Source organism: Halomonas sp. H10-9-1 (genome assembly GCF_040147005.1).
Taxonomy (GTDB): Bacteria; Pseudomonadota; Gammaproteobacteria; order Pseudomonadales; family Halomonadaceae; genus Halomonas.
On the sequence record NZ_JAMSHO010000001.1, the window covers coordinates 1,151,164 to 1,170,527 of the forward strand.

13 protein-coding genes are annotated in these 19,364 nt (G+C 68.1%); 6 read left to right on the plus strand and 7 right to left on the minus strand.

The genetic code is table 11. The features are described from left to right. Positions 1–149 precede the first annotated feature (149 nt). Positions 150–2,417, plus strand: coding sequence for an NADP-dependent malic enzyme (locus NFH66_RS05190; RefSeq protein ID WP_349608876.1), 2,268 nt, complete (start codon positions 150–152; stop codon positions 2,415–2,417). Positions 2,418–2,734: 317 nt separating this feature from the next. Here the strand turns inward: NFH66_RS05190 and NFH66_RS05195 are convergent, their stop codons facing one another. The 4 genes from NFH66_RS05195 to NFH66_RS05210 all read right to left on the minus strand — a co-directional run bounded on the left by NFH66_RS05195 (position 2,735) and on the right by NFH66_RS05210 (position 10,629). Next, a complete protein-coding gene (locus NFH66_RS05195; RefSeq protein ID WP_349608877.1) occupies positions 2,735–6,061 on the minus strand; it encodes an AAA family ATPase in 3,327 nt (1,108 codons plus the stop codon). Continuing rightward, complete coding sequence (locus NFH66_RS05200) at positions 6,058–7,350, minus strand: exonuclease SbcCD subunit D (protein WP_349608878.1); 1,293 nt, start codon at positions 7,348–7,350, stop codon at positions 6,058–6,060. Before NFH66_RS05200 ends, NFH66_RS05195 begins: the two co-directional genes overlap by 4 nt. Before the next feature lie 118 nt (positions 7,351–7,468). Continuing rightward, on the minus strand, positions 7,469–9,175 hold the full coding sequence (gene cysI / locus NFH66_RS05205; RefSeq protein ID WP_349608879.1) for an assimilatory sulfite reductase (NADPH) hemoprotein subunit: 1,707 nt from the start codon (positions 9,173–9,175) through the stop codon (positions 7,469–7,471). Next, positions 9,175–10,629, minus strand: coding sequence for a diflavin oxidoreductase (locus NFH66_RS05210; RefSeq protein ID WP_349608880.1), 1,455 nt, complete (start codon positions 10,627–10,629; stop codon positions 9,175–9,177). Before NFH66_RS05210 ends, cysI begins: the two co-directional genes overlap by 1 nt. 342 nt (positions 10,630–10,971) lie before the next feature. Between NFH66_RS05210 and NFH66_RS05215 the strand changes: the two genes are divergently transcribed. From NFH66_RS05215 to NFH66_RS05225, 3 genes are all read left to right on the plus strand, one after another. Further along, positions 10,972–12,219: an NAD(P)/FAD-dependent oxidoreductase gene (locus NFH66_RS05215; RefSeq protein ID WP_349608881.1), complete on the plus strand. Its 1,248-nt coding sequence runs from the start codon at positions 10,972–10,974 to the stop codon at positions 12,217–12,219. Between the two features lie 2 nt (positions 12,220–12,221). Beyond that, positions 12,222–12,941: a deoxyribonuclease V gene (gene nfi, locus NFH66_RS05220; RefSeq protein WP_349608883.1), complete on the plus strand. Its 720-nt coding sequence runs from the start codon at positions 12,222–12,224 to the stop codon at positions 12,939–12,941. A gap of 82 nt (positions 12,942–13,023) precedes the next feature. Further along, the gene (locus tag NFH66_RS05225; protein ID WP_349608884.1) at positions 13,024–13,578 is read left to right on the plus strand and encodes a DUF1415 domain-containing protein; all 555 of its coding nucleotides are present in this window, start codon (positions 13,024–13,026) and stop codon (positions 13,576–13,578) included. Positions 13,579–13,602: 24 nt separating this feature from the next. On the opposite strand, the gene NFH66_RS05230 is transcribed toward NFH66_RS05225, so the two are convergent. After that, on the minus strand, positions 13,603–14,487 hold the full coding sequence (locus tag NFH66_RS05230) for an aldo/keto reductase (RefSeq protein ID WP_349608885.1): 885 nt from the start codon (positions 14,485–14,487) through the stop codon (positions 13,603–13,605). A gap of 152 nt (positions 14,488–14,639) precedes the next feature. On the opposite strand from NFH66_RS05230, the gene NFH66_RS05235 reads away from it, so the two are divergent. Beyond that, positions 14,640–15,065, plus strand: coding sequence for an OsmC family protein (locus NFH66_RS05235; RefSeq protein WP_349608887.1), 426 nt, complete (start codon positions 14,640–14,642; stop codon positions 15,063–15,065). A gap of 154 nt (positions 15,066–15,219) precedes the next feature. On the opposite strand, the gene NFH66_RS05240 is transcribed toward NFH66_RS05235, so the two are convergent. Both NFH66_RS05240 and NFH66_RS05245 read right to left on the minus strand, forming a co-directional pair. Continuing rightward, positions 15,220–15,897 (minus strand): gamma-glutamyl-gamma-aminobutyrate hydrolase family protein, encoded by a 678-nt coding sequence (locus NFH66_RS05240; protein ID WP_349608888.1) that lies wholly within the window; start codon positions 15,895–15,897, stop codon positions 15,220–15,222. Then, on the minus strand, positions 15,894–16,901 hold the full coding sequence (locus NFH66_RS05245; protein ID WP_502878667.1) for an amidoligase family protein: 1,008 nt from the start codon (positions 16,899–16,901) through the stop codon (positions 15,894–15,896). The genes NFH66_RS05240 and NFH66_RS05245 overlap by 4 nt, the downstream gene beginning before the upstream one ends. Before the next feature lie 108 nt (positions 16,902–17,009). Here NFH66_RS05245 and NFH66_RS05250 point away from each other — a divergent pair, with 108 nt between their 5' ends. Beyond that, positions 17,010–19,364: a mechanosensitive ion channel domain-containing protein gene (locus NFH66_RS05250; protein ID WP_349608891.1), complete on the plus strand. Its 2,355-nt coding sequence runs from the start codon at positions 17,010–17,012 to the stop codon at positions 19,362–19,364.

Below are 19,364 nucleotides of genomic sequence, written 5' to 3' on the forward strand. Positions count from 1 at the left end.
CTCAGGGCTCGAGCCTGGTGGAAGGAGAAAGAAAGGAAAGGGGAAATTGGCTCGGCCAGTGAAGCCCGTTCGGCAGTCGTCCGGGAAACTCAACGGCGAGATGGGTATCGTTACCGCGGATACGCGACCAAAAGGAATGAGGAAAAAAAATGGCAGATGATCTGCGCGAAAGTGCCTTGAAGTACCACCGTTTCCCGCGTCCCGGTAAGTTGGCGATCCAGGCGACCAAGCCCATGGCCAGCCAGCGGGATCTGTCGTTGGCCTATTCGCCCGGCGTGGCCGCGGCCTGCGAGGAGATCGAACGGGACCCCCTGAAGGTTGCCGAGTATACCGCGCGCAGCAATCTGGTGGCCGTGGTCAGCAACGGCACGGCGGTGCTGGGGTTGGGAGCCATCGGTGCCCTGGCCTCCAAGCCGGTCATGGAAGGCAAGGCTGTGCTGTTCAAGAAGTTCGCCGACGTGGACGTGTTCGATATCGAGATCGAGGAGCGTGACCCGGACAAGCTGATCGAGATCATCGCCGGCCTGGAGGCCACCTTCGGTGGTATCAACCTGGAAGATATCAAGGCCCCGGAGTGTTTCGAGATCGAGCGGCGCCTGCGCGAGCGGATGAATATCCCGGTCTTCCACGACGACCAGCATGGTACCGCTATCGTCACGGTGGCTGCGTTGCTCAACGGCCTGCGGGTGGTAGGCAAGGATGTTGACCAGGTTCGACTGGTCTGTAACGGCGCGGGCTCCGCGGCCCTGGCTTGTCTGGATTTGGCAGTGGCCCTGGGGGTACGCAAGGAAAATATCCTGGTGTGCGACCGAAAGGGGGTTATCCATACCGACCGCGAAGGGGGCCTGGATATCTACAAGGCGCGCTATGCGGTCGAGACCGAGGCCCGCACCCTGGCCGATGCCGTTAACGGGGCCGATGTGTTCTTCGGCCTTTCAAGCGGCGGCGCGCTCAAGCCAGAGATGGTGGCGACCATGGCCGAGCGCCCCTTGATCCTGGCCATGGCCAACCCCGACCCGGAAATCCTGCCGGAGGAGGCCAAGGCGGTGCGCCCCGACGCGGTACTCGCCACCGGGCGCTCGGACTACCCCAACCAGGTCAACAACGTCCTGTGTTTCCCGTTTATCTTCCGCGGCGCTCTGGATTGCGGCGCTTCCACCATCAATGAGGAAATGAAGCTGGCAGCGGTCAAGGCGATTGCCGATATGGCGACCACGACGGTGCCGGAAACGGTCGCTGTGGCCTATGGTGGGCAGGCGCTGACCTTCGGCCCCGAGTACATCCTGCCCAAGCCTTTTGACCCGCGCCTGATCGACACCATCCCGCCGGCGGTGGCCAAGGCGGCCATGGAGAGCGGTGTGGCCACTCGTCCTATCGCCGACATGGACGCCTATGTGCGCTCGCTGTCTCAGTTGGTATACCGCTCGGGCAACGTGATGGCGCCGGTGTTCGAGCGGGCCCGCCAGAATCCTCTTCGCCTGCTCTATGCCGAAGGCGAGGACGAGCGCGTTCTTCGCGCCATGGAGGTCTGTGTCAGCCAGGGCTATGCCAAGCCCCTTGTGATCGGTCGCCGTGCGGTTATCGAGGCCCGCATAAAGGAGTTGGGCCTGCCGGTGACGCCCGAGGTTGATTTCGAGTTGATCGACGCGCAGGACCACCCCAACTACGCTGAACTGGCTGACGAGTACCACAAGCTGATGGGGCGGCGTGGCGTACACCCCGAGGCCGCCGAGAAACGCGTGCGTAACCGGGCCACCATTCTTGCCTCGCTGCTACTGCAGCGCGGCGATGTGGATGCCATGATCGCCGGCCCGGCGGGCACCTATCAGGAACACCTGGAGCAGGTACTGGATGTCATCGGCCTGCGCGAGGGAGTCAGCACGCCTGCCGCCCTGCAGCTGTTGATTCTCGAGCGCAGCACGCTGTTCATTGCCGACCCCTTCGTCAACTATGATCCCGACGCTCAGCAGATCGCCGAGATCACCCTGCAGGCGGCAGAGCAGGTGCGTCGTTTCGGCATTACCCCGCGAGCCGCCCTGGTCTCTCATTCGAATTTCGGCAGCTCAGACTACGCCAGTGCCGGGAAGATGCGCGAGGCACTGGCGCTGATCCGAGAACGCGCACCGGACCTGGTGGTGGACGGCGAGATGCAAGCCGACTCGGCGCTGTCCATCGGGGTACGTGGGCGGATCCTCCCCGATTCACTTCTCGAAGGTGAAGCCAATCTGCTGATCATGCCCAACCTGGACGCTGCCAATATTGCCTTTACCGCCCTGAAGGTACTGGGCAACGGCGTCACCGTAGGCCCGTTCCTGCTGGGGGCCGCCAAGCCGGTGCATGTGCTTAACCGCACGGTGACCGCACGGGGTATCGCCAATATGAGCGCTTTCGCTGTCGTCGAGGCGCAGACCGACTGAAGAAGGCAATAACCAGCGGCGTTATGCTGCTGCTCACGACATGGCCCCTGCCATCTGGCAGGGGCCATGCTGTTTGGGCTGGCGCCCTCGGGTATCCCGATAAGGGTGCCGCTAACAGATGGGTCGGCAGCGTGGCCGCATAGCGCGGCCGCGGCCGCTTGCTCTCCAGGGCGTGGATCAGCTTCTTGACCACCCCCCTCGGGGCCCAGGGTGAAGGGGGCCTTGCCCTCCTGGCTGGCCAGGCGCGCCCCCACCAGCCGATAGGTGACGGCATGGGCGCTATGGGCAGGGTCGATATTGGCCTTGAAAGATGTGAATCAATGGCTCACCAGCTTCGCCCGGCTGGTGCCGTTGCCGACGGGCTCCACCCGGATCTGCACCGGGATGCGTTCGTGCATCTCCTGCACATGGGAGATGACGCCGACCCGGCGGCCCAGGGCCTGCAGGCCGTCGAGCGCCTCCATGGCGAGCGCCAGGGACTGCGGGTCGAGGCTGCCGAAGCCCTCGTCGATGAACAGCGATTCGATGGTGAGCTCGCCGGAGGCCATGGAGGCGAGCCCCAGGGCGAGGGCCAGCGAGACCAGGAAGGTCTCGCCGCCGGAGAGCGAGTGCACCGAGCGGCGCTCATCGCCCATGTCGATATCCACCACCAGCAGTCCCAGGGGGCTGCCGCCGCGCACCAGCCGGTAGCGGCGGCTGAGGCCGCTCAGGTGGGCGTTGGCGTGTTCCAGCAGTTGCTCGAGGTTGTAGGCCTGGGCGATGCGCCGGAAGGCCTTGCCGTCGGCGGAGCCGATCAGTTCGTTGATCTGGCCCCAGCGGCGGAACTCGGCCTGGGCGGCCTCCAGCTCGGCCTGGCCGGCCTTGTGCCGCTCGCGGCGGCGATCGTCGTCGCTCAAGGCGAAGGCGGCCTCGTCGCGGGCCTTCTGGGCCGCCTCCAGGCGCGGGGTCAGCTCGGCTTCGGCCGCCTCCAGCGCCTCACGGCGGCGGCGCAGTGCCTCGGCCACGGCGTCGCTAAGCAGCGCCTCGTCGAGGTCGTCTTCGCGACTTGCTTCCTCCGTCTCCTCGATCAGGCCCTGGCCGCGGCGGTGGCGCAGCAGGGTGTCGCGGCGCTCGGTGAGGGTGGCGGCGGCGCGCTGGCGGGCCTGGTCGGCATCCTCGATCCGGCGCTCCTCGTTGCGTGCCGCTTCTTCTGACTGGGCGAGCAGCCGGGATAGGGTGGCGTCGGTCAGCGCGGGGTGCGCAGCGCGCCAGTCGGCGAGCTCGTGGGTGAGGGTGTCGCACTCCCGGCGTAGCCCCTCGAGCCGCTCGGCCTCGTGCTCGACCCCCTGGACGAGGCGCTGCTGCGCCTGCTGGGCGGCGTGCCAGCGTGCCTGGGCGGCGTCGCGGGCCTGGCGGGCCTGCTCCTGGCGGGCGTCGAGGTGCTGCTGCCAGGCGTCCGGCGAGGCGTGCTCGCCGAGCCGGGCGGCGAGCGCTCGGGCAAGGTCGTCGCGCCGGCTCCGGAGCGGGGGAAGCTGTTCGGCCAGTGCCTGCAGCTCTTTTTCGAGACCCTCATGGCGGGTCTCGAAACGGGCGAGCCGTGTGGCGTCTTCCTGAAGGGCGCGCTTCAGCGGTTCGATCTGTCGTTCGGCCTGGTTGAGCCTGTTCAGCGCCTCTTCATGATGCGTCCGGTTGGCCTTGCTGAGTTCGGTTTGCTCGGCCAGCCAGGTGTCGCGATGATCGGGCTCGATGGCACCGAGTTCGGCGTGCAGCGAGTGCTGCTCGAGGGACTCACGTGCTTCCTCGTGCTGCTGTTCGGCGCTCTGAACCTCCCGGCGAGCCTGCTTGAGAGAGGCGTCGAGCGCACTGTATTCGCCGAAGAACCGATCGCGTTCCCGTTGGGCCTGATTCAGCACCTCGCCGGCTGCCTGGAGCTGGCGTTCTTCTTCCCGTTGCTGAGCCGCCAGTTGATCGGCCTCCGGCGAGGCCGGTGGGTGATGCCGCCAGGGGTGCTCGAGCCCGCCGCAGACCGGGCAGGGCTCGTCATTGGCAAGCGCCTCACGCAGGGCGATGACACTCTCACTTCGCACCGCTCGACTGCGGTCGATGATGGCGGTGACGGTATCATGCCGAAGCTTGGCGTCATCGAGCCGACGCCTGGCCTGCTGGCCCTGTTCCAGTAGCTGGGCCAGCCGTGGCTCTTCTTGCTGGACCTGCTTGAGCAGTCGCCGGTGATGGCTCATGGCACGCTGGTACTGTCGCCAGCGACTCGCGAGCTCATCGAGGGCCAGTTGGCGCTGGGCGGCCTGGTCGAGGGCGCTCCGGCATGCCTGGCGCGCCGTCTCGAGTTCGGTGTGCTCTCCCAGCAGTTGCCTCAACGTTGCCTGCCAGTCAGCGAGTTGCTGGCGGCGTTGCTGATGCTCGGCCCGGGCCTGCCGGTGCTCGGCCTCCAACTGATCCCGCTGTTGCCGACGGTCGGCTTGGGTCTCTTCCTGTTGTGATAGCTGATGGTCGAGGCGGGCCAGGTCGGTGGCCCGCTCGCGGGCCTCGCGCAGGGCGGGCTCGGCCTCGCGGCGCGCCTCACCGGCCTCGGCCAGGGCGCGCTCGCGGGCATCCAAGGCCTCGCGGGCCTCGGCCTGCTCGCGTTCGGCATCGGTGAGCGCGCGCGTTGTCTCGGCGTGGCGCTTTTCCAGACCGGCGATCTCGTCGGGCAGGGCGGCGTGGCGGGCCAGCGCATGGCGCTTGGGCGCGATCTGTCGGCGCCACTCGCGGTCGGCGCACGCCTGGGCCAGCGCCTGCCAGTCGGCCTCGGCATTCTGCTGCTGGGTCAGGCCCTGGCGATAGGCCGCGTGCAGCCGGTCGTCGTCGTCGTGCCAGCGGCACCGGGCCTGGAGCGACGTGGCCTGGCGCTGCAGGTCGGTAAGGGTTTGCTGGGTGGCCTCGGCCGCCTGGTCGAGCTCGGCGCGGGCCTCGGGCTCGGCGGGCCGGTCGCCCTCGAGCCTGGCCTCCAGCGCCTCCACGGCCTTCTTGGCGTCATTCGCGCGCCGGTAGGCGGCCATGGAGATCGCCGAGTACTCGGCGGTGCCGGTGAGGCGCTCGAGCAGGTCGCTGCGCGCGTTGTCGTCGGCCTGGAGGAAAGCGGCGAACTCGCTCTGGGCGAGCAGCACGGCGCGGGTGAACTGGTCGAAGGTGAGCCCCAGGCGCTCCGGCAGCAGGCGGTCGAACTCGCGCTTCTGGGTGGTCAGCAGGCGCTCGTCATCGAGGTCGGTGAGCGACTGTTCGGCCTTCTGTAGCTTGCCGCCGACCTTCTCCCGGGCGCGGCGTACCGCCCAGCGGGCGCGGTAGCGGCGCCCGTCGCGGCCCACGAAGTCGACCTCGGCGTAACCGCTCGCGGTGCCGCGGCGCAGCAGGGTGCGCGGGTCGCTGGTGGTCAGGGTGGAATCGGGGGTGTCGTCGACCTGGCTGTCCCGGGCCGGCGCCTGGCGCAGCCGCGGCGTGCCGCCGTAGAGCGCCAGGCAGAGCGCATCGAGCAGGGTGCTCTTGCCGGCCCCGGTGGGGCCGGTGATGGCGAAGAGCCCGGCATCGCTCAAGGGCGCGGCGGTGAAGTCGAGCTCGAGCGGGCCGGGCAGCGAGGCCAGGTTCTCCAGGCGCAGGGCGAGGATCCTCATGACGTCGCCTCCTCGCCGTCGAGCACGTCCTGGCAGAGCCGGTCGAAATCGGCGAGCACGTCCGCCTCGGGTGGCTTACCCCAGCGGTCGGCCCAGGTGCGTTCGAAGAGCTTGCGCGGGCCGAGGCTCTCCAGGTCGATGCGCGCGGGGGCGTCCTCGCCCTCGACCCGGGGCAGGCGCCGCTCGAGGCGCAGCAGGCGCAGCGCCTTGCCGTCGAGGGCCGCCTCCACCCGGGCGCGCAGGTCGGGAATCGGGGCCTCGAGTTCGACGCGCACCTCCAGCCAGGGCCAGCGCTCTCTTGAACGCTCCCGCCCCCGAGCGTCGGCGAGCGCGGGGGCGTCCTCGAGCGATTCCAGCTCGGCCAGCACCCGCGCCAGTGGGGCGGGGCCGATGCGGTGCATGGCCACCGGGCGGGGCACGGGAAGTGCCTCGGTGGCGGCCAGCGCCTCGCCCTCGAGCACCACCTCCACCACCTGATGCGGATAGCCGACCTCGCTGAAGTCCAGCGGCAGGGGGCTGCCGCTGTAGCGGATGCGCGCCTCGCCGACCTGTTGTGCGCGGTGCAGGTGGCCGAGGGCCACGTAGGCGATGTCGTCGGGGAAGAGGGCGGCGGAGATCGACTCCTCGCCGCCGATCACGATGGGCCGTTCGCTGGCCTCGGAGACGGCGGCGCCGTGCAGGTGGGCGTGGCTCATCGCCACCAGCGCCTGGCCGGGCTCGCGCCGGGCGCGGGCGGCCTCGATCAGCCGGGTGTGCACGCGGTTGATGCCGGCGACGTAGTCGTTGGGCACGGCGGCGTCGTCCTTGTTATCGCCCAGGTCGGCGCGCAGGCCGGCGCCGGTCACCTCGGCGGGGCGCAGGAAGGGCAGCGCCAGGCACCAGGCGCGGGTCGCGCCCTCGGCGTCGGTGAGCGGCACCAGCAGACGCTCGGCGTCGAGGTCGCCGTCGTCTTGCCAGTAGACCCGGCCCAGGGCGTGGGTGTTGAGCCGACGCATCAGCGGGGCGGGCAGCTCGATGCGGTTGCCGCTGTCGTGGTTGCCGGCGATCAGCACGATCTGAAGGCCCGGCAGCCGCTCATGGGCGGAGACGATGAAGTCATAGAGCAGCGCCTGGGCGGCGAGTGACGGGTTGACCACGTCGAAGATGTCGCCGGCCACCAGCAGGGCGTCGGCGCAGCGCTCCACCAGGGTGTCGAGCAGCCAGGCGAGGAAGGCGCGGTGCTCGACGTGGCGCTCCTGGCCGTGGAAGCTCTGGCCCAGGTGCCAGTCGGCGGTGTGGATCAGCTTCATGGGGTCCCTCCCGGCGTGCGGTGCGAAAGAGGGAGTCTACGCCAGTCGGCGCGGCTCTTCAGCCTGGGGAGGGCGGTTCAGCCTGGAAGGGGCCGGCGCCCTCGCCGGCCCCTGCGGCTTAGGCCGAGTAGGCAGTGTGGAAGACCTCCGGGGGGCGTTCGGCGTCGACGATGCCGGCACGCACCAGGAAGTCGCCGAAGCCTTCATCGCTCTCGCGCTCGGCGGCGTAGCGTCCGAGCAGCGGGTCGAGGGTCGCGAGGATGGTGGCGGTGTCGATGTTCTCCCGGTAGAGGCGGTTCATGCGCTGGCCGCGTTCGTCGCCGCCGAGATAGAGGTTGTACTTGTCGATGGCCTTGCCGGTCAGGCCGATCTCGGCCAGGTAGGGCCGTGCGCAACCGTTGGGACAGCCGGTAACGCGCACGTTGATCGGGGTGTCCTCCAGGCCGTGGCCCGCCATCAGCGCGTCGAGCGCCTCGACCAGGCCGGGCAGGCAGCGCTCGGATTCGGCCATGGCCAGGCCGCAGGTGGGGAAGGCCACGCAGGACATGGCGTGGCGCGCCAGTGGTGTGCTGCGGCTGCCGTCGTCGAGGCCGTGGCGGTCGATGATCGCCTGGATGCGGGCCTGCTGCTCGGGAGTGACGTTGGCGATCATCAGGTTCTGGTTGCAGGTGACCCGGAACTCGCCGCTGTGCAGCTCGGCGATCTCGCGCAGCGCGCTGCGCAGGGGATAGCCCTCGACATCGGCGATGCGACCGCTCTGGATCATCAGCGTCAGGTGACGGTTGCCGTTCTCGCCCTCCACCCAGCCGAAGCGATCGCCGTTGTGGGTGAAGCGATAGTCGCGTGCCGCGGCCATGGGTGTGCCGTGGTACTCGGCGAAGCGCTCGAGAAACCACGCCAGTCCGTGGTCGTCCAGGGTGTACTTGAAGCGGGCGTGGGCGCGATCGGTGCGGCAGCCATGGTCGCGCTGGATGGCGGCGATGGCCTCGCAGGCGTCGACGATCTGCGCCGCGGGCACGAAGCCGGCCACCTCGGCCAGCCGCGGGTAGGTGGCGGCGTTGCCGTAGGTCAGGCCCATGCCTCCGCCCACGGCGACGTTGAAGCCGGCCAGCCGGCCGTCCTCGACGATGGCGATCAGGCCGATATCGTTGGCCAGCACGTCGCAGTCGTTCTCCGGCGGAATGGCCAGGGCGATCTTGAACTTGCGCGGCAGGTAGTAGTGGCGATAGAAGGGCTCCTCCTCGTCGTCGCCGCCCAGGTGGTGCACCCGCTTCTCGCCCAGCCAGACCTCGGCATAGGCGCCGGAGCGCCACATCAGTCGCTCGCTGATCGCGACCGAGAGGCGGTGGATCTCGGCGTGCAGGGTCGAGTGGTGGGGGTTGACGTTGGCGATCACGTTGCGGTTGTCGTCGCCGCAGGCGCCCTTGGTGTCCAGGCCCAGGGCGTTGACCCGTTGCATGAAGGTGCGCATCAGCGGCTTGAACACGCCGTGGAACTGGAAGGTCTGGCGGGTGGTGAGGCGCAGCGTGTGGTTGGCGCACTCGTCGGCGATGGCGTCGAGCCCCAGCCACTGCCGTGGGCTGAGCACGCCGCCGGGCAGGCGCAGACGCACCATGAACATGTACAGCGGCTCGAGCTTCTGGCGGCGTCGCTCGTCGCGCAGGTCGCGGTCGTCCTGCAGGTAAGTGCCGTGAAACTTGGTCAGCTTGGTGTCATCGTCCGAGATGGCGCCGCTGGCCGGGTCGTCCAGGCCCTCGGCGATGGTGCCACGCAGATAGTGGCTCTGGCGCTTGATGATCTCGGCGTCGGGGAACTTGTCGGTCATCAGTAGATATCCCGCTGGTAGCGTTTCTGGCGGGTCAATTCCCGCAGGTAGTCGGTGGCTTCCTCGTGGCTCTTGCCGCCGGCCTCGACGATCACGTCGAGCAGCGCCGCGTGCACGTCTGCGGCCATGGCGTCGGCGTCGCCGCACACGTAGAGGTGGGCGCCGCGCTCCAGCCAGCGCCACACCTCGGCGGCTCGCTCGCGGCGCCGGCCGTGGGCCTCGAAGCGCACCGCGGCCACGGTGAGGTGTACTTCTTCTTCCACCGCCGCCTGGCTGGACGCGATCGAGTAGAGGCGCGGCGGCAACTTGCGCAGTAGCGGCACCAGCTCGTCCGGGGTGATCGCCGGCACCGGGTGTGCCTCGATCAGGTCGAGCAGGTCGCGTCCCTCCAGCCAGGCGACGAGTTCGGCGGGGTCAGCGAGCAGCGCGCCGAGGGTCTCGTCGTTGCCCAGGGCCGCCCACTTCTCGACCACCGGGCGGGTCAGCGGGCTGATCTCGCGATGGTGGCTGAGCGCCTGGGACAGGGTGGTGTCGATCTCGCCGAGATGCACCGTGGCGGCGGGGTCCAGCGCCAGGCCCTCGATGATCGCGGCCACCAGGCGGGGGTCGTTCCGGGCATAGATGCCCAGGGCATCGCCGGGCCGATAGCTCAGCCCCGAGCCCTCCAGGGACAGCTCGATATGCCGGGTCTCCTTGGCGGAGCCGCGGCCGTTGAGCACCAGGTTTTCCAGCACGCTGGCGGGGAAGGGGTGGCGGCGATCGTGGCGTTGGGTGGCAGCGGCGCCGGTCGCGGCGCCACCGCCGGCGGTGAGGATGCCGGCGGCCCCGGCCTCGCCCTGCAGGGCCTCGAGCAGGGCGCTGCACCAGCCCTCGGCGGCGTCGTCGTAGTCCACGTCGCAGTCGACCCGCGCCACCAGGCGGCTGGCGCCCAGGCCCTCGAGCACCGCGTCGAACTCCCGCCCGGTCTGGCAGAAATGCGCGTAGCTGGTGTCGCCCAGTGCCAGTACACCGTACTTGAGATGCTTGAGCGAAGGCGCCTTGCGGCCGTGGAGGAACTCGTGGAGGTCCAGGGCATTGTCGGGCGGCTCGCCCTCGCCGTGGGTCGAGGTGATCACCGCCACGAAGCCCTCGTGCTTGAGCTGGCGCGGCTTGTACTCGGCCATATCGATCACCCGTACGTCGATGCCGTGGGCGCTGGCCTGCTCGCCGAGGGCCTCGGCCAGGTGCTCGGCGTTGCCGGTCTGGGAGCCGTAGAGCACCGTCAGCGAGGGGCGCTGCTCGGAGGCAGCAGCGGACCGTGAATTACTGGCAGGGCCGGTGCGCCGGGATGCCTGCCAGCCGGCAATGAAGCCGGCCAGCCAGTCGAACTGGTGTGGCTCGAGGGAGTCGAGAAGATGGTTCAGGCCGCTTGCCTGTTCGGTGGTTAGCGGAGAGTTGCTGGGGTCGATCATCATGGGGCATCACGAGATGGCGAACTTTCCTGATTAACCTATCACCGTCGGCGATGAGTTTTGCCAAACCATTCATATCATTTTGTGATATTTCTCGATCAATGCATCATATCGTGTGGAGATAGCCTCCGAGTTTTTACTTTGTCTCCACGTGATTTCCATCATGATGTAACGGGTTGTTTGTTGCTTCTTGCGCCATATCAATTTCTATTTTTGTTCTTTATACCATTGATAGGAATGTATATTCTTGATTGGAATTTGTTTTATTGTTTTTATTTCCTTGTTGATGGTGTTGAATAGAGGCTGAATGATTGCCAGCGTCGTGCCTTTTTCCGGGAGAGATAGATGAATGTGGAAAGCGGGTCATTGCACCATCGAGTGGTCATCGTCGGCGGTGGTTCCGCCGGCATCACGGTAGCGGCAGCGCTGCTGAAACGGCAGCCTGATCTCGACGTGGCTATCGTCGATCCGGCCGAGTATCACTATTATCAGCCCGCCTTCACCCTGGTGGGTGGCGGCACCTATGACCTGGCCCGCACCCGCAGGCCGCTGCGTCAGGTGCTGCCCCGGGGCGCGACCTGGCTGCAGGCGGCGGTCGCGGCCTTCCAGCCCGACGACGATGCGGTACGCCTGGAAGATGGACGGTTGCTGCACTACGACGCCCTGGTGGTGGCGGTGGGAATCAAGCTCGACTGGGGGCGAGTCGAGGGGCTCGCCGAGGCCCTGGGAACCCGGGGGGTGTGCAGCAACTACAGCCCCGATAGTGTGGCCTACACCTGGGAGTGCCTGCAGGCGTTTCGCGGCGGCAACGCCATCTTCACCCAGCCGCCGCCGCCCCTGAAGTGCGCCGGCGCGCCGCAGAAGATCGCCTATCTCGCCGCCGATCACCTGCGCCGGCAGAGTCTCAAGGCGCAGAGCACGCTGAAGTTCTACTCCGGTGGCGGAGCGTTGTTCAGCGTGCCCGACTTCGTGCCGCCCCTGGAACGGGTCGCCCAGGATCACGGCGTCGAGGTGATTCTCTCCCACGACCTGGTGGCGGTGGATGCCGAGCGCCAGGTGGCGACCTTCGCCACCACCGGCGCCGATGGCGAGTCCCGGCGGGTCGAGCAGCCCTTCGACCTGCTGCACGTCACGCCTCACCAGTGCGCGCCCGATGTGGTTCGCGAGAGTCCGCTGGCCGATGCCGCCGGCTGGGTCGAGGTCGACAAGGCCACCACCCAGCACGTGCGCTACCCGAACGTGTTCTCGCTGGGTGACGCCAGCTCGCTGCCGACCTCCAAGACCGCCGCGGCGGTGCGCAAGCAGGCGCCGGTCACGGTGGACAATCTACTGGCCTGGCTGGCGGAGCGGCCGCTGCTGGCACGCTACGACGGCTACACCTCCTGCCCGTTGGTAACCGCCTACGGCAAGGTGATGATCGCCGAGTTCATCTACGACGGGGTGGTGACGCCGACCCTGCCGCTCGACCCCTTCAAGGCGTCGCGCTTCTACTGGGTGGTCAAGAAGCATCTGCTGCCGAGCTTCTACTGGAACACGATGCTCAAGGGCAGGGCGCCGGATATCGCGCACAGGCCGTTGAAGAGGGCCTCCTGAGCGTGTCGCCCTCACCCCTTCATGAGTGGGATCTCGCCCCGCGGGAGGCCATCGCCCTACAGAAGCGCCTGGCCGGTCGGGTCGAGCGCGAGGATCGCCTGGGCGAGGTGCGGCGCATCGCGGGGGTGGACATCGGCTTCGAGGATGGCGGCGCGACCACCCGGGCCGCGGTGGTGGTGCTGGCCTGGCCGCCCGAGCCCGCTGGCTCGCTCGCGGTGGTGGAGCAGGCGGTGCACCGCGAACCGACGCGGATGCCCTACATTCCGGGGCTGCTGTCGTTTCGCGAGGTGCCGGCGGCGCTCGGCGCCTTCGCAACGCTCACCACCCGGCCGCAGCTCGTCATGGTCGACGGCCAGGGCATCGCCCACCCGCGGCGCCTGGGGGTCGCCTCGCATCTCGGGCTGTGGCTCGACCTGCCCACCATCGGCGTGGCCAAGACGCGGCTTTGCGGCCGTCACGCCGAGCCCGGCCCCTGGCGGGGCGACTGGGTGCCGCTTGCCGACAGCGGGGCCGAGGGCGAGGAGGAGGTGATCGGCGCGGTGCTGCGCTCGCGCGCCAAGGTAAAGCCGATCTTCGTCTCGTCGGGGCATCGGGTGTCGCTGCCCACGGCACTCGACTGGGTGATCCGCTGTCTCGGGCGCACCAAGCTGCCGGAGCCGACGCGGCTGGCCGATCGGCTCGCCTCGCGGCGCGACCAGAAGCAGAATTCGACGACTCGTTAGCTCGGGGCTGACCTCGGGCGACTTGCCTGCCGGCTCGGTTCGGCGGACCATGGCGGTCCCTTTCTGCCGCCGGAAGCCTGCCATGAGCTCCTCGATCGCCGACCCGCTTGCCGCCACCCGTGCCTGGGTCGAAACCTTCGTGGTGGCGCGCAATGTCTGCCCCTTCGCCGGCCGCGAGGTGGCGCGCGGCTCGGTGCGCTATCGCGGGCTGCCCGCCTGTGACTGGGAGTCGGCCCTGCTGGCGCTGGTCGAGGAGTGTCGCCACCTCGACGCCACCCCCGAGGTGGAAACCACCCTGCTGGTGCTGACCGAGGGGCTGGACGACTTCGACGACTACCTGGACTTCCTGGCCCTGGCCGAGACGCTGCTGGCGCAGCAGGGCTATGAAGGCACCTATCAGCTGGCGAGTTTCCACCCCGACTACTGCTTCGCGGATGCCGCGCCGGAGGATCCTGCCAACTTCACCAACCGCTCGCCCTTCCCGATGCTGCACCTGCTACGCGAAGCGGGGCTGGAGCGGGCCCTCGAGCATCACCCCGACCCCGAGGGCATCCCGGCGCGCAACGTCGAGGCGATGCGCGAGCTCGGCCATGAGGTGCTTGCCGCGGCGCTGGCCAAGCTGCGTGGCGGCTCTTGAGGGTGCGCTAGCCGATATCCAGTGCTAGACGATATCCAGCGCCATCTTGCGGTTGGGCGTCGGGAAGGCCGCCTCGAGCCGCGCCAGGGCGTCGTCGTCCAGGCGCACGTGCAGCGCGACGGCGTTCTGCATCACGTGCTCCATCCGTACTGCCTTGGGGATGGCGATGACATCCCGGCGCCCCTCGACTGGACGGATCGCCCAGGCCAGCAGCACCTGGGCCGGGGTCACGCCGAGGCGGGCGGCGATCGCCATCACCTCGGGGTGAGTGAGCAGGTCTGCGCGCAGGCCGCCGGCCTGGGCCAGCGGGCAGTAGGCCATGGTCGGCATGCCCTGTTCGCGCTGCCAGGGCAGCAGCGAATGCTCGATGCCTCGGGAGCCCAGGTGATATAGCACCTGGTTGACCGCACAGGCTTCTCCGCCTGGCAGGCCGTGCAGGGTGGCGAGCTCGTCGACGTCGAAGTTGGAGACCCCGAAGCGGCGGATCTTGCCCGCCTCGCGCAGGCGCTCGAAGGCCTCCAGCGTCTCCTCGAGTGGGATACTGCCCGGCCAGTGCAACAGATAGAGGTCGAGGTGGTCGGTGCGCAGGCGCTTCAGGCTCGCCTCGCAGGCGGCGATGGCCGACTCCCGGCCCGCGTTCCAGGGGTAGACCTTGGAGACCAGGAAGGCCTCGTCGCGCCGCCCAGCCAGTGCCTCGCCCACCACCTCCTCGGCGCCGCCGTCGGCATACATCTCGGCGGTATCGATCAGGGTCAGGCCCATGGCCAGGCCGTGCTGCAGGGCGCGTATCTCGTCGCTGCGCGGGGCAAGCCCCTCACCCATGTACCAGGTGCCCTGGCCGATGGCGGGCAACCCGATGGCGGGTTCATGGGCGGTAGCGGGCAGGGTGACGCCGGTGGCGGACAGCATGGCATGGCTCCTTTTATTTATTGGAAAATTATTCCATGTATTCTGGATGCTGGTCGTCGGCGTTGCAATCAGCCCTTGAGTCATGGGAATCCGAGCTCCATGATCTATGGTGTTAAGGTGAGATATCCCATCGCACAACACAAGGAGCCGATATGTCGATCGAGAACTTTGCCAGCGCACAGTGGAAGGGCAGCCTGAAGGAAGGAGGCGGTACGCTCTCTACCCGAAGCGGGGTGTTGAAGGATACGCCGTATGACTTCCGTCGGCGCTTCGAGGGTGCCGAAGGCACCAATCCGGAGGAGATGATCGGTGCGGCCCATGCCGGCTGCTTCACCATGGCCCTGTCGCTGGTCCTCGGCGAGGCCGGCTTCACCGCCGACAGCCTCGATACCCAGGCCAAGGTCACCCTGGACCCGGAAAGCCTGTCGGTGACCGCCGTTCACCTGACCACCGTGGGGCGGGTGCCGGGCGCCGATCAGGCGGCCTTCGAGGCAGCCGCCAACGGTGCCAAGGAGAACTGCCCGATCTCCAAGCTGCTCAAGGCCGAGATTACCCTGGAGGCGACGCTGGAGGGCTGAGGCGCCAGGCGCTTGCCCGTTTCGGAACGCGCCGGGGCCACCCATGGGTGGCCCCGGTGCTATTTCATGGCTAGCCCCGGTGCTATTTCATGTGTAGCCCCGGTGCTATTGATGGATTATCGCGGGTAGCGTGCAGCCAGTTTTCGGATATAGCCTAGGGAGCCGGGGTCTCCCGGGCGGCGTTCACCAGGGCGCGGATCAGGCGCTGCTGGGGGCGGTTGAAGATCAGCCACTCCGGGTGCCACTGCACGCCGATCAGGAAGTCGTGATCGCGGGACTCGATGCCCTGCACCAGGCCGTCGCGGTCGCGGGCGACGATCTCGATGCCGCGGCCGGTCTTCTGCACCGCCTGGTGGTGGAGGCTGTTGATGCGGCACCAGGTGACCTCGAGGATGCGGTAGAGCTGGCTGTCGGCGACGATATCCACGGTCTTGCGCGGCAGCACCGTGCGCCGGCGCTTGAGGCCCTCATGGCTGGTGTAGATATCCGGGTCCAGGGTGCCGCCGAGGTAGACGTTGATCAGCTGGGCACCCCGACAGATGCCGAGCACCGGGATGCCCTGGGGGATGAAGGTCTCGAGCAGCTCCAGCTCCAGCTCGTCGCGCTGGGGGTCGACGCGCACGTCGATCTGTACCTCGGCATCGTAGAGGTGCGCCTGGATGTCGTCGCCGCCGCCGATGATCAGGCCATCGAGGCGCTCCGGCCAGGGGCGCGAGGGCGATAGTCGTCGTGGCCGGCCACCGTGGCGCCATACCGCAAACCAGTCGAACAGCCAGGCGATGTGGCTCTTGCTGTCGGAGGTGGTGATGCCGATCGACGGACGCTCGTTCATGTGGCTTTCACCCAGCGGCGCAGGCGCAGCCACAGGCGGGTCAGCGGCGAGCGGGTGTGCTTGGCCACATAGCCGGCGGCGCGGCGCCTGAGCGTATCGGTGTCGGCGGCCAGCTTCTCCACCTCCAGCCAGCGGTTCCACTCCAGCGCCGAGCCCCAGCCCGGCTGCGAGAGGCGCGCGTCGGGTAGCCGATAGTGGAAGGTGGGGCGGGCCTTGACCAGCTTGTTGCGGAGCAGTTCGTGAGGGTAGTCCGGTCGTAGATGGGCGAACAGCGGGGTCATGTCGAGCTCGCGGTTGCGGGTCGGGTTGTCGGCCAGGTAGTCGCCGATCAGGGTATCGAGATCCGGCGAGTAGTCGGCGGCCAGCACCTTGAGGGCGTAGGCCCTGGGAAAGGGGTTGGCATGGGGCAACACCTCGCGGGTGATATCCACATCGATCTGTTCACGTAGCCATTCGGCGGTGAGCAGGTAGGCGCGCAGGTGGTCGAGCAGGCTCGCCACCTCGAGGCTGGGGACCTCGGGGTTGAGGTGCAGCCCGAAGCCGTAGAGCAGGCTGGCGTCGGTGCCCTTGGCGCCGCGCTCGCGCAGGGCCTCGAACAGCGCATCCAGCGCGTCGAGTTCGTCCCAGGGGATCGGTGGGCAGACGATCTCGGTGGGCACCAGTCCGGTGACCATGTCGCCGATCAGCTCCCGGGTGCGGCTGTGCAGGTCGATGCGCATCCGATGGCGATGGCGCTCCCACTCGCTGTCGCCACTGGGCATGGCCTCCAGCACTTCGGCATCGGGATGGGCATACTGGGTATCGAGCTCGATGGTGAAGGTGCCCCAGCGCGTCTCTTCCACCTTGAGGCGGTGGGGGCTGAGCACCTTCACCTCGCCGCCGAACAGCTCGCATACCATCGCCGCGGTCTCCTGGGGGGGCAGGCCGGCAAACTCGACCTCGACCCCCACGCGGCGGGTCTCGCCAGCGGTGGTATGCGCTTCGGGTGGCGGTAACGGCGTAATGGCGGCATCCTGTGCGTCACAAACGAGCGCCTGGGAGCGTATCATATCGGCCGTTGCCCACGACGCCACGACCCCATCACCTGAATCACCCATCGACATGGAGATGTGATGTTCTCCCATCGCCGCCTCGGTTCCTGTACCACCGTCTGGACACTGATGTTCGGGCTCCTGTTCGCGCTGGCCGTCGGGTTGTTGCCCGCCGCCGCCGTTCAGGCCCAGTCGGTCAACCTGCCGGGATTGACCTCTGCGGAGGATCCGCAGCAGCATGACCCCCAGGCCTTCCAGGAGTCGTTGCAGCGCATCATCGCCACCCTCGAGGATGCCGAGCGCCGCGGCCAGTTGCTGGAGAGCCTTCAGGGCCTGCAGAGCGTCCACAGTCAGGTCACCGAGAAGAGTGGCCTCACCCCGCGGGAGGGGCTGCTGGGGGCACTGGCCGAGACCATCAGTGACCTGGGCCAGCAGGCCGAGGGACAGCAGTCACCGCTGGCGCGCTGGAAGGCACAGCTTAACCAGGGCTGGCATGACCTGAGCGAGCTGGTGGCCAAAACCGAAAACGCCGACCTGATTCGCTTCGCGATCGAGGCCACCGTGCTGCTGATCATCTGGGGCGGGTTGTTGGTGATCCTGATCGCCCTCGGGCGCCTGCTGGCCAGGCGTCGTGGCTGGCCCCTGGATCTGCCCCGCGAGCCGCGCGCCTGGCTGCTCACCGTTCACTTCCTGCGCCGCATGCTGCCCTGGGGGCTGGCCTTCGCGCTGGTGCTGGGTGTGGCCCAACTGGTACCACCCAGCAGTGGGCGTGTATTGGCGCTGGTGGTCGCTTATATCGCGCTGTGCGGCCGCACCCTGTCGGTGGTGGTGGAAACCTTTGTTTCGGAGTTCACCCGGGGCCACCGCTTCGTGGCGGTGCAGCTGGTGCAGAACCATGGCCTGCGGCCACTGTTCGTGATCGGTGCCCTGGTGGCGCTGGGAGATGCCTTCAACTCGGGACGCCTAACCGTGCTGCTCGGTGCCGAGCTGGCCGGCCTGCTCTCGGTGCTGGCCAATATGCTGGCGGCGCTGCTCAGCGTGCGCTTCATCCTGCGCTTCAAGCGACCCATCGAGCACATCATCTGCAACCGCCCGTGGAGCGAACGCCGCGCGCCCGGCGCCAGTGCCAGCATCGTGCAGGTGTTGGGTGGCCTGTGGCATGTGCCGGCGCTGCTGCTGGTGGGGGGCTCGCTGGTGGCGATCTTCGTCACCGGTGGTGACGTGGGCACCGCCCTGGCGCGCTCGATCATCTCGGCCGCACTGCTGGTCTTGGCCCTGGTGGTGACCGGCCTGGTGCGCCGCCATGGCGAACGGCGCAAGCGGCGCCAACGTCGGCGTCGTGTCAGTCAGTATCGCGTGCGTCTCGAACGCTTCGGCTATGTACTAGGCCATGTGGCGGCCTGGGTTGCCTTCGCCGAGCTGTTCTTGCAGGTGTGGGGCGGCTCGCTGTTGGGCATCGGCAGTGCAGGGGTCGCTAGTGCCCGTATCGGCCAGGCGCTAATGGCCATCGCCCTGACCCTGCTGCTGGCCTGGCTGGCGTGGATCTTCGCCGATACCGCCATCCAGCGCGCCTTGACCAGTTCGGTGCGCTCCCGCGGGCGGCGTGTCAACCAGGCCCGCGCCCAGACCATCACGCCGATGATCCGTAACGTCATCTTCACGGCCATCGTGATCATCGCCGGCATCGTCGGGCTGGCCAATCTGGGGGTGAACGTCACGCCGCTGCTGGCCGGTGCCGGTGTCATCGGCCTGGCACTCGGCTTCGGCGCCCAGACCCTGGTGCAGGACCTGATCACCGGCATCTTCATCCTGATCGAGGACTCCCTGGCGGTGGACGACTTCGTCAAGATCAATGGCCACATGGGCACGGTGGAGGGGTTGACCCTGCGCACCGTGCGCCTGCGCGACCTCGATGGCATCGTCCACATCATTACCTTCAGTCGTATCGACTCGATCCACAACATGTCGCGGCAGTTCGGCATCGCGCTGATGAAGATCCGCATCCCCTACACGATGCCCATCGATGACGCCATTACCCTGATGCAGGAGACCGCCCAGGCGCTGCGCCAGGATCCGGTGATGCGCCACTACATCTGGTCGCCGCTGGAGATGCAGGGCATCCACGCCTTCGAGGAGGGGTGCCCGATCCTGCGCATGCGCTTCCGTACCGCTCCGGAGATGCAGTGGGACGTCTCCCGCGCCTTCAATCTGCTGCTCAAGCAGCGCATGGAGGCGCAGGGTGTCGACCTCGGCGTGCCGCGGCTCAGCGTCAGCATGGAGGGACGCGGCGGCGGTCGCCTGGATGGCTCCAGCGAGCGTGGCGACGACCAGGCCAGTGAGCGCGATGCATCCGGCCGTGCGCCGGGGCGTGCCGGGGTTGCCGACCCGTATCACCAGACCAGCGCCAGCGGCGGCTCGCCCGACCCGGGCCAGTAG